Source organism: Synechococcus sp. Minos11 (genome assembly GCF_014279855.1).
GTDB lineage: Bacteria > Cyanobacteriota > Cyanobacteriia > PCC-6307 > Cyanobiaceae > RCC307.
Window position 1 is genome coordinate 439,421 of sequence record NZ_CP047953.1, and the last position, 13,518, is coordinate 452,938.

The 13,518-nt window shown below is 63.8% G+C and carries 15 protein-coding genes and 2 tRNA genes; 11 read left to right on the forward strand and 6 right to left on the reverse strand.

All coding sequences use genetic code 11. The features are described from left to right. Positions 1-70 precede the first annotated feature (70 nt). Positions 71-1,123, forward strand: a complete 1,053-nt coding sequence (locus SynMINOS11_RS02345; protein ID WP_186549597.1) for a hypothetical protein — start codon at positions 71-73, stop codon at positions 1,121-1,123. A gap of 38 nt (positions 1,124-1,161) precedes the next feature. After that, positions 1,162-2,754 carry a RecQ family ATP-dependent DNA helicase gene (locus SynMINOS11_RS02350; protein ID WP_186549599.1) on the forward strand — a complete coding sequence of 531 codons (1,593 nt, stop codon included), beginning with the start codon at positions 1,162-1,164 and terminating at the stop codon, positions 2,752-2,754. A 530-nt stretch (positions 2,755-3,284) separates the two neighbouring features. On the opposite strand, the gene SynMINOS11_RS02355 is transcribed toward SynMINOS11_RS02350, so the two are convergent. From SynMINOS11_RS02355 to SynMINOS11_RS02365, 3 genes are all read right to left on the reverse strand, one after another. Next, a complete protein-coding gene (locus tag SynMINOS11_RS02355) occupies positions 3,285-4,628 on the reverse strand; it encodes an aldehyde dehydrogenase family protein (protein WP_370586176.1) in 1,344 nt (447 codons plus the stop codon). A 94-nt stretch (positions 4,629-4,722) separates the two neighbouring features. Then, positions 4,723-4,794, reverse strand: a tRNA-Thr gene (locus SynMINOS11_RS02360). Positions 4,795-4,804: 10 nt separating this feature from the next. Further along, positions 4,805-4,886, reverse strand: a tRNA-Tyr gene (locus SynMINOS11_RS02365). Positions 4,887-4,976: 90 nt separating this feature from the next. Here SynMINOS11_RS02365 and aroQ point away from each other — a divergent pair. The 3 genes from aroQ to SynMINOS11_RS02380 all read left to right on the forward strand — a co-directional run bounded on the left by aroQ (position 4,977) and on the right by SynMINOS11_RS02380 (position 6,885). After that, positions 4,977-5,420 carry a type II 3-dehydroquinate dehydratase gene (gene aroQ, locus SynMINOS11_RS02370; protein WP_186549601.1) on the forward strand — a complete coding sequence of 148 codons (444 nt, stop codon included), beginning with the start codon at positions 4,977-4,979 and terminating at the stop codon, positions 5,418-5,420. Next, positions 5,417-6,088, forward strand: a complete 672-nt coding sequence (locus tag SynMINOS11_RS02375; RefSeq protein WP_186549603.1) for a tRNA-(ms[2]io[6]A)-hydroxylase — start codon at positions 5,417-5,419, stop codon at positions 6,086-6,088. The genes aroQ and SynMINOS11_RS02375 overlap by 4 nt, the downstream gene beginning before the upstream one ends. A 71-nt stretch (positions 6,089-6,159) precedes the next feature. Then, the gene (locus SynMINOS11_RS02380; RefSeq protein WP_255445456.1) at positions 6,160-6,885 is read left to right on the forward strand and encodes a phosphatase PAP2 family protein; all 726 of its coding nucleotides are present in this window, start codon (positions 6,160-6,162) and stop codon (positions 6,883-6,885) included. A gap of 6 nt (positions 6,886-6,891) precedes the next feature. Here SynMINOS11_RS02380 and SynMINOS11_RS02385 read toward each other — a convergent pair whose 3' ends face one another. Beyond that, entirely contained in the window at positions 6,892-7,449 is a 558-nt protein-coding gene (locus tag SynMINOS11_RS02385) for a 1,2-dihydroxy-3-keto-5-methylthiopentene dioxygenase (protein WP_186549607.1), read from the reverse strand. Between the two features lie 83 nt (positions 7,450-7,532). Here SynMINOS11_RS02385 and cobI point away from each other — a divergent pair, with 83 nt between their 5' ends. Together cobI and SynMINOS11_RS02395 are read left to right on the forward strand one after the other, a co-directional pair. Further along, positions 7,533-8,252 (forward strand): precorrin-2 C(20)-methyltransferase, encoded by a 720-nt coding sequence (cobI, locus tag SynMINOS11_RS02390; RefSeq protein ID WP_186549609.1) that lies wholly within the window; start codon positions 7,533-7,535, stop codon positions 8,250-8,252. Beyond that, positions 8,243-8,545 (forward strand): hypothetical protein, encoded by a 303-nt coding sequence (locus tag SynMINOS11_RS02395; protein WP_043736537.1) that lies wholly within the window; start codon positions 8,243-8,245, stop codon positions 8,543-8,545. The genes cobI and SynMINOS11_RS02395 overlap by 10 nt, the downstream gene beginning before the upstream one ends. Here SynMINOS11_RS02395 and dusB read toward each other — a convergent pair. Beyond that, positions 8,499-9,506 (reverse strand): tRNA dihydrouridine synthase DusB, encoded by a 1,008-nt coding sequence (dusB, locus tag SynMINOS11_RS02400; RefSeq protein ID WP_186549611.1) that lies wholly within the window; start codon positions 9,504-9,506, stop codon positions 8,499-8,501. The genes SynMINOS11_RS02395 and dusB overlap by 47 nt on opposite strands. A 60-nt stretch (positions 9,507-9,566) precedes the next feature. Here dusB and SynMINOS11_RS02405 point away from each other — a divergent pair, with 60 nt between their 5' ends. Together SynMINOS11_RS02405 and SynMINOS11_RS02410 are read left to right on the forward strand one after the other, a co-directional pair. Further along, positions 9,567-10,166: a histidine phosphatase family protein gene (locus SynMINOS11_RS02405; protein WP_186549613.1), complete on the forward strand. Its 600-nt coding sequence runs from the start codon at positions 9,567-9,569 to the stop codon at positions 10,164-10,166. Between the two features lie 30 nt (positions 10,167-10,196). Then, the gene (locus SynMINOS11_RS02410; RefSeq protein ID WP_255445457.1) at positions 10,197-10,658 is read left to right on the forward strand and encodes a DUF1823 family protein; all 462 of its coding nucleotides are present in this window, start codon (positions 10,197-10,199) and stop codon (positions 10,656-10,658) included. Positions 10,659-10,671: 13 nt separating this feature from the next. Here the strand turns inward: SynMINOS11_RS02410 and SynMINOS11_RS02415 are convergent, their stop codons facing one another. Then, positions 10,672-11,052, reverse strand: a complete 381-nt coding sequence (locus tag SynMINOS11_RS02415; RefSeq protein ID WP_011934883.1) for a L,D-transpeptidase — start codon at positions 11,050-11,052, stop codon at positions 10,672-10,674. 214 nt (positions 11,053-11,266) lie between these two features. Between SynMINOS11_RS02415 and der the strand changes: the two genes are divergently transcribed. Further along, positions 11,267-12,625: a ribosome biogenesis GTPase Der gene (der, locus tag SynMINOS11_RS02420; RefSeq protein WP_011934884.1), complete on the forward strand. Its 1,359-nt coding sequence runs from the start codon at positions 11,267-11,269 to the stop codon at positions 12,623-12,625. After that, the gene (locus SynMINOS11_RS02425) at positions 12,625-13,506 is read left to right on the forward strand and encodes an energy-coupling factor transporter transmembrane component T family protein (protein WP_011934885.1); all 882 of its coding nucleotides are present in this window, start codon (positions 12,625-12,627) and stop codon (positions 13,504-13,506) included. Before der ends, SynMINOS11_RS02425 begins: the two co-directional genes overlap by 1 nt. Positions 13,507-13,518 lie beyond the last annotated feature (12 nt).

Consider the following 13,518-nt stretch of genomic DNA (forward strand, 5'->3'; position numbering starts at 1 on the left):
AACTTACCTGTGCTGACGCAATCGTTCGATGAGCCGTCATGATTCGTCGCGGCCCCCCGCTTGATCTGCTTTGGTCGCTACGCCAGCCAGCCTTGAGGCACCCACGCTGCATCTCGACCTGCCCGATCCCGAGCAGGACGACCTCAGCACCCTGGAGTTCCACGCCCGCTTGGAGCAGGCCTGGGAGCTGTGCGACCGCTTTGACCTGCAGACCGAAATTTGGCGCGGACGGATCTTGGCGGCGGTGCGGGATCGCGAGAAGCGTGGTGGCGAGGGCCGTGGTGCTGGCTTCCTGCAGTGGCTCAGGGAGCGGGAAATCAGCAAGACCCGGGCCTACAGCCTGATCCAGCTGGCTGAATCAGCTAACAGCCTGGTGGGCGACGGGCTGCTGGAGGAAACCAGCGTCAACAACTTCTCCAAGCGCGCCTTTGTGGAAACCGCTCAGGCCGATCCGGAGGTGCAGCAGATGATCAGCGAAGCGGCTAACGAAGGTCAGCAGATCACCCGTAAGCAGGTGCGCCGCCTCACCGATGAATTCACGGCCGCCACCAGTCCGCTCCTGCCCGATGAGATTCGCGAGCGCACGCAGCAGAATTTGCTTCCCCCGAAGGCCGTGGCCCCATTGGTGCGGGAACTGGCGCGGTTACCGGAACCCCAACAGGAGGACCTGCGCCGGGTGTTGAAGGAGGAGCCCGAGCTCGATCGCATCAAGGACGTCACAGCCACAGCCCGTTGGCTCAGCAAGGCGGCGGAAGCGGGCATGGCCGTGCGGGCGCTTCAGCACGAGAGCATCGATTTGGAAAAGGCGATGCAGGAAGCCACCCGCCTGGACATGCTCGGGTTGGTGGCCGATGTGGTGGGCCAAGCGCAGCAGCTGGAGCAGGCTGTACTGAAGCTGCACACCAGTTGGCGCCGCCTGGGCGGTTTGCATGAGCGCCTCTGGCTTGAAAGTGGCAGCAGCACTCCTTATCTGCGCAGCCTGTTGCAGGGCCTAGAAACCCTCAGCGGCAGCAATCTGCGCGTGTCGCTCGGGGAGCTCGCTGGCGGCAAGCGCTTGCGGCTTCAGCTGGTGGAAGAGGGGGCAGATCAGCTGGAGGCGCCACCGCTGCAGCAGGCCGCCTGAGGCCTTGCGCCCCGGGGGGCAACCGGTACCGTCCGTGGGTGAAGGAATCCAGTGCATCTCTGCTGCAGTCGCTGCAGCAGCACTTCGGTTACAGCGACTTTCGTCCCGGTCAGCGCGAGGTGGTTGAGGCCCTGCTGGAGGGCCGTGACTGCTTGGCTGTTTTGCCGACGGGGGCAGGAAAGTCGCTTTGTTATCAACTGCCGGCCCTGGTGAGCGGTGGGGTGGTGCTGGTGATTTCTCCACTGGTCGCCTTGATGCAAGACCAGGTGGCTCAGCTGCGCCGCCGCGGCATCGCCGCGGCTTGTTTGCATAACGGGTTGCCGTTGCAGGAGCTGCGCAAGCTGCAGCAGCAGATTCAGCAAGGCACGCTGCGGCTGTTGTATCTCGCCCCTGAGCGCCTGCAGGGTGAGGCCTGCCGTCAGTTGCTGGAGGATCTGCATGATCAACGCCAGCTCGTGGCGTTGGCAGTGGATGAAGCCCACTGCATCAGCAATTGGGGCCACGACTTCCGGCCTGATTACCGCCGCTTGGGCCAACTGCGCCGGCTGTGCCCTGGCGTTCCCCTGGTGGCCCTCAGTGCCACGGCCCCACCGCGGGTGCGGGCCGACATCATTCGCTTGCTCAGCTTGCGGCGACCGTTGATCCAGGTGCGCTCAGCCCAGAGGCCCAACCTGCGCTACCGCATGCTTTGGCGCCCGGAGAATCCCCTGGAGCTGGTGCTGGCGGAAGCCCGCAGCGCCCGCGGTGCCGTGCTGATCTACAGCCGCACTCGCCGAGGTGTGGAGCGTTGGGCGGCCAAGTTGCGTCAGGCCGGATTGCCAGCCTTGGCGTATCACGCCGGCATGGATGCTGAAAGTCGCCTGTTGGCGCTGCAGCAATTTCAAGAGGAGCCCCAGCCGGTGCTGGTGGCCACCGTGGCCTTTGGGATGGGGGTCGACCGCCCGGATGTGGGCTTGGTGCTGCACCTCGAACTGCCGGCCAGCCCGGAGGGCTATTTGCAGGAATCGGGGCGTGCCGGCCGTGATGGCCAGCCCGCTGAGGTGCTGCTGCTGTATTCCGATAGCGACCGCAGCAGCTTGGCGTGGGCTGTGCGCCAGGGCCGCGATGGCGCGGCAGCTCAGCTGCGGCGGATGGAGTCGATTGCGGAAGGTCCTGATTGCCGCCAGCAGGCCTTGCTCTTGGCGGTTGGTGAGATGGCTGAACCTTGCGGTTGTTGCGACCGCTGCGAGGAGCCAGTGTTGATTCAAGACGGCCAACAGTTGGCTCAGCCCCTGCTGCGCGCGCTTCAGCAAGCCGAGGAAGGCCTCGAAGCGGCTGATTTGGCGGCTGATTTGGCTGATCAGGCCCACCCAGTACCGCTGTGGCGCTGGGCCTTGCGGCGCCTGGTAGAGGCGGAACTGGTGAAGGAAGATGCCAGTGGCAAGCGCCACTGGCTCAGCAGTGCTGGCGCGAGTTGGTTGCGCCGGCCGAGGCCGCTGCGCTGGCCTCAGCCTTTGCCGAGCTTGGGATCGGCGCAGGCGGCTTTCACCAAGTCGCGCTCAAAGGCTTCAGCCGGAGCTTCCCAGGTTTTCCAGGTGCCACCGGAGCCAGTGATGTTGAGCTTGCGGGCACCGCAGTTAACAGCCACATAGAGGGGCTGTTTTTGCTTATTCAATGTTGGGGCCACCAGGCTGCCGGCCATGGTGCGCCAGTTGCTCCAATCCACTTGAAGCGGGCCGAAATAACGCCAGTCGGTGGTTGGCGTCTTTTTCGCCAGCACTGCGGTGTCGTCGTCCTCGCTTTCAACAGTCGTCACGACTGCCGTTTCGGTGGTTGTTGGGGCTGTGCTCTCAGGAACCGATTGGGTGGCCAGCGTCGTGGCTGGTGAGTTCACGGCCTTGGTGCCGGCCGGAAGGCGGATGGCGGTGCCGACCTTGATCTTGTTGGGGTTAGCGAAGTTATTGATCTGCAGCAGCGTCTTCACTGGCACGCCATACATGCGCGAGACCGCATAGAGGGTCTGCTTGGGCTGCATCACATGCACCCCTTCCTGCGCCCGCGCAGGAAGAGCCGCCATCACCACCAGCAGGGCAAGCAGGGATTTACGCATGACCAGCGAATAATTCGATGGGCGCACCATAAGCAGCCAAAAGAGCTGCGCCAGTCCCCGTGTGCCCCTCTGTCAGCCGAGTAGTCGCTTAAGAAGTGACAGCCTGTTTCCGTAGGGGGGGTAGCGCCAGGCCAAATCGAGAGCAAAGGGCCGCTGGTAGACCGATTTTTGATTCGACAGGCTGCGGAAGCCAGTCTCTCCGTGACAGCGGCCAATGCCGCTGGGGCCCACGCCGCCAAAGGGCAACCCCGGCACGCCGGCCTGCACGATCACGTCGTTGAAGGCCACGCTGCCGGATTGGCTGCGTTCAATCAGCTTCCGGCGGGCGGTGTTGCTGCGGCTGAACAGATAGGCCGCCAATGGTTTGGGGCGCTCTGCAATGAAGCGCAGGGCTGCTTCGAGATCGCTGACTTCAATTAGCGGCAGCACCGGGGCAAAGATCTCCTCCTGCATCAAGGCGCTATCGGGATCTCCCTCAACCAGCGTTGGGGCGATGTAGCGCTCCTCGCGCACGCGCTCGCCGCCGTGCAACACCGTGGCGTCTTTTAGAAGTGCATCAACCCGGTCGAATTGCCGGGTGCTCACCAGCCGGCCGAAGTCCGGCGATTGGCGTGGATCAGGCCCATAGAACTCAGCGATGGCCTGCTTGAGCGCGGCCTCGAATGGCTGCCGCATGGCCGGGGTCACCAGCACGTAGTCGGGGGCCACGCAGCTTTGGCCGGCATTGAGGAAGCGGCCCCAGGCAATGCGCCGGGCGCTCACCTGTAGATCCGCGTCATCCAGAACGATGCAGGGGCTTTTGCCCCCTAGCTCAAGCGTCACCGGAATCAATTGCTCAGCAGCGGCTTTCATCACCTCGCGGCCGATCGTTGTGCCGCCGGTGAAGACCACGTGATCAAACGGCTGCTTCAGTAGGGCTTGGGCCGTTTCGGCTCCTCCCAGTTCCACCCGCACCACATCAGCCGCGAAATGGCGCGGCACCATCTCGGCCAGAAGCTTGGCCACGGCAGGCGCTTGCTCAGAGGGTTTCAACACAGCCGTGTTGCCGGCGGCCAGGGCTGAGACCAGAGGCCGCAATACCAGCATCAATGGGTAATTCCACGGGCCCAGGATCAACACGGTGCCCAGGGGCTCGTCTTGCACCCAGGTGCGGCCTGGTTGCTGCACCGCTGGCAATGCCACACGCCGCGGGGCCATCCAGCGTTTGAGTTGTTTTTTGGCGAGCTTGAGCTCGCCTTGCACGCCCACGATTTCGAAAAAGGCTTCCACCGCTGGCTTGCCCAGATCAGTGGCTAGGGCTGCTCGAAGGGGTGTTTCCAGCTCCTGCAGCAGCGCTTCGAGGTTGTTGAGTTGCTGTTGGCGCCAGGCCAGCTGGCGGGTGCTCCCATCGCGCACCAGCTGTTGCATTGCCTCCATGGGCCTTCTCCATCTGCGGCCATCGTGACGGGCAGCCGGGACGAGTGTGAGGTGAGGTCTTGGCTTGTCTCCAGTGGTGCCACCTGGAAGATGAAGCCCTTGACGAGAATTGAACTCGTGACCTCTCCCTTACCAAGGGAGTGCTCTACCGCTGAGCTACAAGGGCATGTGGCGGATGGGCCGGGTTGGATTTGAACCAACGTAGGCAGAGCCAGCGGATTTACAGTCCGCCCCCATTAACCACTCGGGCACCGACCCGAACCACACCGGAAGAACTTACCAGCCGGTTAGCGGCTTTTCGGCGGCCCTGGCAGACGCCCTTACGATCGGTGCAACCTTCAAGGCCCCATGCGGATTCTGGTGCTGCACGGCCCCAATCTGAACTTGCTGGGTAGTCGCGAACCCGGGCTCTATGGCCGCGACACCCTTTCGGAGATTGATGCGGAACTTCAGCAGCAGGCGGAACGCCTTGGTGCTGAGCTGGTCTGTTTCCAGAGCAACCACGAGGGGGCTTTGGTGGATCAGATCCAGCAGGCTGCCTCTGAGGTGGACGGGATCTTGATCAACGCTGGTGCTTTCACCCACACCTCCGTGGCCATTCGTGATGCGCTGCTGGCGGTGAAGCTGCCGTTTGTGGAGCTTCATCTCAGCAATGTCCATGCCCGCGAGGAGTTTCGGCACAGCTCCTATTTGGCTGACAAGGCAGTGGGTGTGATCTGCGGCTTTGGTCCGATCAGCTACTACCTCGCCCTTGAAGGGATGGTGGCCCACTTACGCAGTAGCCAGCTGTGACGGCCGCCCCCAGCAAGCCGGTGGCCTCGATTCGTTGGCTCGCGGCCCCCAGCAGCAGCCTTTGGCTGGAGCAGGCGATCAGCCGCCCGGACGAGGTGCTGATCGACCATGCCCATTGCGAGCGCAAAGCCGCTGGGGCTGCCCTGCAGCTGATGTTTCGCTATCCCTCCAGCGAAACCCTGGCCGAGGCGCTCAGCCCCTTGGCCCAAGAGGAGTTGGAGCATTTCGATCAGGTCTTGGCGCTACTGCAGCGCCGCGGCATCGCCTTGCGGCCCTTGCCGGCTCCGGCCTATGGCTCGCGGCTGGCCGGGGAGATTCGCCGCCAGGAGCCGCTGCGCCAACTCGACAGCTTCCTGGTGGCGGGCTTGATTGAGGCCCGCAGCCATGAGCGCATGGCACTGCTGGCCGAGCACAGCCCCGATCCTGAGTTGCGGGCCCTCTATGGCGATTTGCTCGCCAGCGAAGCGCGCCACTTCGGCCTCTATTGGCTGCTGTGCGAGCAGCATTGGCCCCGTGAGGTGATCATTCCCCGTCTTGAGCAGCTGGCAGCGGTGGAAGTGGAGGCCCTCAGCGGTGAGTTGGCGCGCCCGGAGGATGTGCGCATGCACTCGGTGGGCGTTCAGCTCCCAAGGAAAAATCTTGACCCTGTGGCTTTTACGCCCACTTAAGGCCAAGCCCCTGGCGTTTTTTTGTTGTTAATCACCCTGGCCCAGGGTGAAGGGGCTTCTTGTTTCTCCCCATGAAGCGGAGCATCCCTCTGGTGGCTGCCGGGCTGAGCATTGTTGTGGCGCCCTGGCCAGCGCTACGGGCCAACCCCGCTGCGGGCCTTGCGCTTAACGCCGAGGCTTACAGCGCCGTTGTTGGCCAGCCTCCCGCTGCCGGCAGTGCCGAGGAGGCCAAGGATCTGGCCATCCTGCGCTGGAATCAGCGCACCCGATACCCCCAAGCGGTCGAGCATGCCTGGGGGTTCCTCAACCGGGATATCGGTGTGTTTGACACCGCCATCGGCGCGAATCTGGCCAAGGCGGCTCCAACCCTGGCCAACGGCCTGCGGTTTTTTCTCAAGGAAGTGGACCGGGTCAAAAATGTGCTCAAGGAGCGCTACCGACGGCCCCGACCGTTTCTGACCCACAAGGACCTCAAGCCTTGTCTCCCCCTGGAGTCCAGCTTTTCCTTCCCCAGTGGGCATTCCACCTGGTATGCCGCCGCCGGTCTGCTCCTGGCTGATCTGCTGCCCCAGCGCCGTCAACGCCTGCTTTCGATGGGTCAGCAGGGCGGCTATGCCCGCGCTTACTGCCAGGTGCACTACCCCAGCGATGTGCTCGCCAGCGAGCGTCTGGCCCGTGCCATGAGCAAGGACATCATTGCCTCGGCCCAGTGGCAGGCGTTTCGCCGCCAGGTGGCAGTGGAGCTGCCGGCGTTGCTGCAGCCGCCCCCAGGCGGGCTGCCGCTCTTGAGTCATTGAGCGGCGTCAGCTCCCCAGCAACGGGTAGCGCTTGGCGATCGGATCACCGGTGAATTGGGCGACCCAGCCGTCTTGATTGTTGAAAAACCGGATGGCGCTGAAACAAGGGCGCTCGCCCATGTCAAACCAATGGCGGGTGCCAGCCGGCACACTCAGCCAGTCGTTGCGTTCACACAACACCTGCAGCACCTCATCACCGATGTGGAGGCAAAACAGACCGCGGCCATCGACAAAAAAGCGCACCTCGTCTTCGCTGTGGGTGTGCTCAGAGAGGAATTTCTGGCGCAACTCAGCGCGTTGGGGGTGATCGGCCCCCAGGCTGATGGCATCCACGGTTTGGTAGCCGCCAGCGGCTTGCACTTCGGCAATCTCAGCGCTGTAGGCCGCCAGGATCTCCTCCTGGCTACTGGCTGCATCCAGTTCGCCATGGGTGGGCCATTGCTGGAAGCGGATGCCGCGCTGGCTGAGCTCTGCGGCCACGATGGCCGCATCGGTGGTATGCAGCGATGGCAGCGGAGGATCGTTGCCTTCGCTCACAGCGTTGTAGATCGTTAATTGGCTCATGAATCAGCCTTGAGCCGGTACGTCAACCTAAGCCGCGAGCCAGGAGTGAATCGCTGACCTCAGCACATCGTTCAGGACTCACTGTGGTGGGGGTGGGCCCGGGAGATCCCGAGTTGATCACCGTGGCGGCTCAGCGCGCCATTGCTGCGGCCACGGTGGTGGCCTATCCGGTGGCCGCACTCGAACGGCCTGGGATGGCGGCGCAGATTGCCCAGCCTTGGCTTGTGCCAACACAACGGCGGCTGCCGCTGCTGTTCCCGATGGTTCAAGAGGCCGAACCACGTCAGCAGGCTTGGCAGCAAGCCGCTAGCGCTGTGGCCGCGGAAGTGGCCGCTGGTGAGCAGGTGGTGTTTCTCTGCGAGGGGGATTGCTCCCTGTTCGCCAGCTCCAGCTATCTGCTGCTGGCTCTCAAAAAGGAGGCTCCGGAGCTGTCAGCTCGGGTGATTCCTGGCATCACGGCTGCCTCGGCCACTGCCGCAGCGGCTTGTTGGCCGTTGGCTATGCAAGATGAGCAGCTCCAGGTGGTGCCGCTGCCTGATCAGCCCGATCAGGCCCGCCAGCTGCTGATCGCAGCGCGCGACCAAGGCCAGCCGCTCGTGCTGCTCAAGGTGGGGCGCCGCTGGCGGTGGCTGAGGCCGCTGCTCGATGAGTTGGAGCTCCTCGAGAGCGCCCTCTATGGGGAGCGGGTCGGCTGGCCGGAGCAATTGGTTTTGCCGGCCGCGGCGGTGCCGGCCGAGGAGCGCCCTTACTTTTCTCTTGTGCTTCTCAGGCCGGCGTGGCCGGCGGTGCTGCCATGGGCCTGATCGATTTGCAGCTGGCCGAAGCCACACCCGTCAATGGGCTCTGGAGTGAGCTGGTCGAGCGGCTGGGCGCCGAGCGGGCCCAGCTGGCGTGCCGCCAAGCCTTGGACTTGCAATCCATGCGGGGTGAGGCCGTCAGCTTGCCGGTGCTGCTCGTGGAAACCTGCGGTGTTGGCCTGATTGAACGGCAGCAACTGCGCCGCGAGACAGGACTTCCGGTGCCTGAGGGCGAGGGGATGGTGCTGCTGTTCAGCCGGCCGCGGCTGCAGTTCCAATTGATGCAGCTGCAGCGTTAAGCAGCTCCACGGCCGCATCCGGTGTGGGCGCCCGCATGAGCTGATGGCGCAGCTGCGGGGCGCCAGGGAAGCCGGTGCAGGTCCAGCCCATGTGTTTGCGGGCAATCAACAGGCCGTGATCACCGCGTTCGCTCACTAAGGCCAGCAGTTGTTCTTTGGCGAGCTGCAGCCGTCCGCTGGCATCGGGCGCCAGTGGCATCGGTAAACCCCTGAGGGCGGCATCGATCTGCCCCACCAGCCAAGGAGCGCCCATGCTGCCCCGGCCCACCATCACGCCATCGGCTCCGGTGATGGCCAGGCAGCGCTTGGCATCGTCTGGGGTGTTGATGTCGCCATTGGCAATCACCGGAATCGTTAGCGCTGCCTTGACCTGGGCAATCGCCTGCCAGTCGGCATGGCCTTTAAAACCCTGCTCGCGGGTGCGGCCATGCAGGGTGAGTAGCTGAGCTCCAGCGTTTTGCAGTTGCTGGCACCAGGTCACTGGGTCGGCATCGCTGCCGCACCAGCCCAGCCGTGTTTTGACGGTGACGGGTACCTGCACCGCTTGGCTGACGGCCTCCACGATGCGAGCAGCCAGATCGGGTTCACGAATCAGGCCGCTGCCACCGCCTTTTTTGGCGATTTTTTTGACCGGGCAGCCCATGTTGATGTCGATCAAAAAAGCCCCAGCTCCCTCGGCGCGCTTGGCGGCTTCGGCCATGGCCTGCGGCCGGTAATCAAACAACTGCACCGCGATGGGCCCCTCTTCGGTGGCCAATTCCTCCACCTTTCCCCTGCCATGGCCCAGCTCCAGGCTGGTGGCGTTCACCATCTCGGTGAACAGCAGGGCATCCGGGCACCAGCGCCGCACCAGCCGGCGAAACACCTTGTCGGAGACGCCAGCCAGCGGTGACTGCAACACGCGGCTGTGCAGCGTGCGCGTGACGCCATGGCCGCCAAGTGTCAGTGAACCCGTGGGCATCCATTGATTCTGTTCCTTAAACAGCACCCCTCAACCTGGGCAGGGGCTGCAGCAACCTGGATGGCGATGCGCGTGCTGGTGCTGGCCGCTGCCTTCGTGCTGGCGGTGGCTCCTGCGCTGGGGCAGCCAGCGGAGGTGATCTTGTTGCGCCACGGTGACAAGGATCGCCAGCGCGGTGACTACAACCTCTCGCCGCGGGGGTTTCGCCGAGCGATCAACTTGGGGCGGCTGTTGCCGGCCTGCTTTGGACCGATCCAGCGCATCGGCTCCTACCGGCTGGCCGTTGCGAGCGAAAAAAATGCCCGCAGCTACCAAACCGCTGTGCCGCTTGCGGTGGCAACGGGACTCAACATCAAGATGTTCACCGATTCCGCGGATGGCACGCCCTATGACGGCGCTGAGCTTTTGCAGGCCGGCTGGGCTCAGGGCAAAACGGTGGTGTTGTTTTGGGAGCATCGACGCATGCCAGCGTTGGCGATGGCCCTCGGCTGGGATGGCATGGGTGCCATTGGCAAAGATGACTTCGATGGCCTGTATCGCTTGCGCTACACGCCGGGCAAATTTTTGCCTGATGTGAGCGTGTCGCGTGAAAGCGAGCTGTTTCAACAGGCTTGCTTTGTGAATGCCACCTCGCCATTGCCGGCGGTGCCGTTGCCCTGAACGGGGGTCAAGCTGATCGTTGCGATGCCAATGAAGGACGTGAGCGATCTTTGGCCCATCAGCCGCGCTCTGTTGATGCAGATCCTGGAGGATCGCTGTAGTGATCAATTCGTTTGCGAGCGGATCTGGGAGCGCCTGGGGTATGTGCCCAGTTCGCAGGACTGGACGGCTGGGGACAACACCCCAGCGGAGTGGGCCGACGCCTTCCCGCAAGCTCCCCAGGTGATTGCGGAGCGCCCGCCATCGGTGCGCCTCACCCGCTCCATCGCCAAGGAGCACAAGCAACTGCTGAAGCAGCAGCTGCAGTTCGCCGGCTACCGCATTGGTGAGCTCTACCCGCGCCGCACGCGCCGTGCCACGGCAGTGAATTGGCTGTTGGCCTGGCTGGCTGAGCGCGCTGAGCCGCTAGAGGAACAGGGCCCCCTGGCGCCGGAGTTGCCGGTTCCAGAGGACCCTGTGACCGGTCATCCCGGCGATCGCGCTGTGGCCTGATTCGCCGCGGCGCTCAGGTCTGAATCGTGATGGGGGTGCCGGTTTTGGTGCGGTGGAACAGCCACTTGGCCTGAACCGTTGGCATGCGCACGCAACCGTGGCTGCGGGGAACGCCATAGGGCTGACCTGCGGCTTCCTGCCAAGGGGCGCCATGCATGCAGATCATGCCGCCGGGAACGCACATGGCCCAGGGCACACCAGGGGCCACATAGCCGCGTCCGCGCATGGTCACGGAGCGATGCTTGGACTGCACCTTGCTGCTGAAGGTGGGGGTCGGAGTCGATGCCTTGCCAGAGCTCACCGGAATGGTGCGCACCAGCTGTGGACCGTTGTAGGCGTACAGCTTCTGGTCGGAAAGGTCGACCACGATGCTGGTGATGATGAGATCGATCATCGGTGAGCGACGGGGTGGAACGCCCATCACCTAGCGAGAGAAAAAGGTTCTTTTCTCTGAACGGACGTAATCTCTTCGCCTTGATTAAGGCTCACCAGAGGAAAATAAGACGCTTTGATTATTGTTTTGTGAGCGAAAAATAGCTCCAGTGGCTGAGCCCGCTCAGGGCCGGCCTGTAGGGTTTTAACAACGTAAAAACGAGAGGAACGCAGCCGTGGCCCTGCCGGTGGTGGCCATCATCGGACGGCCCAACGTGGGCAAGTCCACTTTGGTGAATCGTCTGTGCCGCAGTCGCGACGCGATCGTCCATGACGAGCCGGGTGTAACCCGCGATCGCACCTACCAAGAGGGTTTCTGGGGTGGCCGCACCTTTCGGGTGGTGGACACCGGTGGCTTGGTCTTCGACGACGACAGCGAGTTTCTGCCGGAGATCCGCGAGCAGGCCAGCTTGGCGATGGCCGAAGCCTGCGTGGCCCTCGTGATCGTTGATGGCCAGCAAGGGCTCACGGCCGCCGATGAAGCCATTGCCGCTTGGTTGCGCCAGCAGAAGTGTCCGGTGTTGTTGGGCGTCAATAAATGCGAGTCCCCTGAGCAGGGCTTGGCCATGGCGGCTGAGTTCTGGGCGCTCGGTTTGGGCGAGCCCAAGCCCATCTCCGCGATCCATGGCGCCGGCACCGGGGACTTGCTCGATCAGGTGCTCGACTTTTTGCCTCCGCAAGATGAAGAGGAGGCCCCTGAGCCCATTCAGATGGCCATCGTTGGGCGTCCCAACGTTGGTAAAAGCAGCCTGCTCAACACCGTCTGTGGTGAGAACAGGGCCATCGTCAGCCCCATTCGCGGCACCACCCGCGACACGATTGACACCAGCATCGAGCGGGAGGGCCAGAGCTGGAAGCTTCTCGATACCGCCGGCATTCGCCGTCGCCGCAGCGTCAACTACGGCCCGGAGTTTTTTGGCATCAACCGCAGCTTCAAAGCCATCGAGCGCAGCGATGTTTGTGTGCTGGTGATTGACGCCGAAGAGGGTGTCACCGAGCAGGACCAGCGCCTGGCAGGCCGCATTGAAGAGGAGGGCCGGGCCTGCCTGGTGGTGGTCAACAAGTGGGACTTGGTGGAGAAGGACAGCCACACCATGCCGGCGATGGAGAAGGAGCTGCGCAGCAAGCTCTATTTCCTTGAGTGGGCTCCGATGCTCTTCATCTCAGCGCTCACGGGCCAGCGGGTGGAGCGCATCTTCCCCTTGGCCGTGCTGGCGGTGGAACAGCACCGCCGCCGCGTCACCACGGCAGTGGTCAATGAGGTGCTGCAGGAGGCCTTGAGTTGGCGTAGCCCTCCCACCACTCGGGGCGGCCGGCAAGGGCGGCTGTATTACGGCACCCAGGTGGCGGTGCGACCACCCAGCTTCACGTTGTTCGTCAACGAGCCCAAACTGTTCGGCGACACCTACCGCCGTTACGTGGAGCGCCAGATCCGCCAGGGCCTTGGTTTTGAGGGTTCGCCCGTGCGCCTGTTTTGGCGTGGCAAGCAACAACGGGATGCTGAACGGGATCAGGCCCGTGCTGCCAGCCGCTAATGGATTGGCTGCGGCAGCTCCCTTTGGGCCAGTACGTGGCTGGTCGCCGCGGTTGGCTGCGGCGTCTTGATCCCAGGCTCAAATACGCCTGGAGCTTGGCCTTTTTGATTACCCCCATTCTGGCCTCACCTTGGTGGCGGCTGGCCTTGGTGGGTCTCCTGCTGCTGATCACTTTGGCCAGTGGCTTGCCCTGGCGTTTGTGGCGCCGCAGCGTGCCATTGCTGCTGGCGTTGAGCTTGGCGGTGGGGCTGTTGGCTGCTGTGTTGCCCTCCCCCCGCGAGCAGCCGCAGCCGGTGCAGCGTCCGCCCCAGGAGCTGCAACTCAGCCAGCCCCTGCCGGCCCCGCCGGCGTGGGAGCTGTGGCAAGCAGGCCCCCTGCGCATCACGCGCCGCTCAGCGGAACTCGGCGTCAACAGCGCCACCTTGCTCTTCACGGTGATGCAGAGCGCCAATCTGCTGCTGGTGAGCACGCCTCCAGAAGCCTTGGCCTGGGGGCTCACAGCTCTCTTGGCCCCCTTGGCTTGGTTGGGGGTTCCGGTGGAGCGCCTGGGTTTTCAGCTGCTCTTGGCCTTGCGGTTTTTGCCCTTGGTGCAGGAGGAATTGCAAAACCTGCTGCGGGCGGTGGCGACCCGCGCCTTGAATCTCAAGCAATTGGGCTGGCGCGGGGCCACCAACCTGGTGCTGGCGGTGGGTGAGCGTTTGCTGGCCAATGTGCTGCTGCGCGCTGAGCAAGGCGCCGAGGCGTTGCAGGCCCGCGGGGGCCAGTGGAGAGCCCCGTCCCAGCTGCGATTGCCGCCGCCGGCAGCCGCTGGGCTCAACGCTTTGGCCTTAGCGGGTTTGTTGCTGTTGCTGGCAATGCGCTGGCGCTACGGCAGGATTTAAAGGTTCTGGCCG

Coding starts and splice junctions, on each gene's coding strand:
- SynMINOS11_RS02355 (WP_370586176.1), bottom strand. CDS start 4,628: ATGGAGGCAATGCAACAGCTGGTGCGCGATGGGAGCACCCGCCAGCTG.
- aroQ (WP_186549601.1), top strand. CDS start 4,977: ATGCGGATTCTGGTGCTGCACGGCCCCAATCTGAACTTGCTGGGTAGT.
- SynMINOS11_RS02380 (WP_255445456.1), top strand. CDS start 6,160: ATGAAGCGGAGCATCCCTCTGGTGGCTGCCGGGCTGAGCATTGTTGTG.
- SynMINOS11_RS02385 (WP_186549607.1), bottom strand. CDS start 7,449: ATGAGCCAATTAACGATCTACAACGCTGTGAGCGAAGGCAACGATCCT.
- SynMINOS11_RS02395 (WP_043736537.1), top strand. CDS start 8,243: ATGGGCCTGATCGATTTGCAGCTGGCCGAAGCCACACCCGTCAATGGG.
- dusB (WP_186549611.1), bottom strand. CDS start 9,506: ATGCCCACGGGTTCACTGACACTTGGCGGCCATGGCGTCACGCGCACG.
- SynMINOS11_RS02405 (WP_186549613.1), top strand. CDS start 9,567: ATGGCGATGCGCGTGCTGGTGCTGGCCGCTGCCTTCGTGCTGGCGGTG.
- SynMINOS11_RS02410 (WP_255445457.1), top strand. CDS start 10,197: ATGAAGGACGTGAGCGATCTTTGGCCCATCAGCCGCGCTCTGTTGATG.
- SynMINOS11_RS02415 (WP_011934883.1), bottom strand. CDS start 11,052: ATGATCGATCTCATCATCACCAGCATCGTGGTCGACCTTTCCGACCAG.
- SynMINOS11_RS02425 (WP_011934885.1), top strand. CDS start 12,625: ATGGATTGGCTGCGGCAGCTCCCTTTGGGCCAGTACGTGGCTGGTCGC.